Annotated in this window: 1 pseudogene; it reads right to left on the bottom strand. The window is 61.8% G+C overall.

The window, feature by feature from the left end:
• Window positions 1–1,198, bottom strand: a pseudogene (locus A3730_RS32060) (ribonuclease E); the annotation flags it as partial.

Raw genomic sequence — 1,198 nt, 5'->3', positions numbered from 1 at the left:
AGCGTGGATCATTGCTGGCCCGGTTTTGAGCTGCTGGCTCAGCGGCGGGGGCTTCGGCTTTGGGGGCTTCGGCCTCTAGCGCTTTCTCTGCCTGCTTTTCCTCTACCGGTTTGGTCGGCGCTGGCGCCTCAGCCGGTTTGGCCGCTTCTGGCTGAGCTGCCGGAGCGTCTTTGGCGGCTTCCGCTTGAGGAGCGGGTTGCGCTACGTTCTCGGCATCAGCGGTTTTCGGCGCATCAGCCTTGGGCTGCTGCGGCTGGCTTTCGGCAACCGGCTTTTCCTGCGCAGGAGTAGCGGCAGCAGTGTCACTGGTTGTCTGCTGAGCGCTGGCCGGTTTGTCGTCCTCGGCTTTCGGCGCGGCGGTGTTTTGCTCGGCCGGGGCCTGGGCGGCCGGTTGTTGCTCAGCAGCAGGTTGCTGCGGCTGAGCCGGTGCAGCGGTTGGTTCCTGCTTCGGTTCAGCTGCGGCTTGCGGCTTGCTGGCCGTCGGTGGTTGCTCGTTTGTCTGAGCAGCCTTGGCCACTTCTTTTTTAGCCTGATCGTCGGTCTTCGCTTGCGCAGACGGCTCCTGAGCAGGGACCAGCTTGGCGGGCGGGTGACCTTCGTCATCCACGGGCGCGGGCTGTTCGTTGCGTGGACGGGCCGGTTTGGGTGTCTTGTTGCGCTGCGGTTTGTCCGCAGAGGCTTGAGTTACCGCATTCTTGCCGTCGCTATTGTTTTCCCCTTTGCCAGGACGCTGGCGTTCGCGTAGCGGACGATCGTCTTTGGCATCGGTGCGGCGGGGGGCTTTCGGGCCCTTGTCGTTGCCTTTGCTGTCGGCGCTGTCAGCAGCATTGTCCGGCTTGCGGTTGTTACGCGGTTTGCCGCTGTCATTTGCCTTGTTGTCGTTACGACCGTCGCCACGGTTGTCATTGTTGCGGTTGTTGCGACGGTTGTCATTACGGCCACGACGCTCGTTACGGTTACCGTCGTCCTTGTTATCGCTACGGTTATCGTTGCGATTGTCGGAAGCGCGATTGTCTGCCTGGCGGTTGTCGTTCTTGCGGCCGCCATCCTTGTCGTTCTGGCGTTTGTTGCGGTTATTGCGATTGTCGTTATCGCCTGCTTTGCCGCCATCGCGCTTGTTGCGGTTGTCGTTCTTGCCGCGGTTATCGTTGTTGCGGCCGTCATTACGATTGTCGTTGCGGTTGCGGTTGTTGCCACC

The organism is Alcanivorax sp. HI0044 (genome assembly GCF_001634945.1).
The sequence above is the reverse complement of the archived record's forward strand: the minus strand, read 5'-3'. Positions and strand labels throughout refer to the sequence as shown.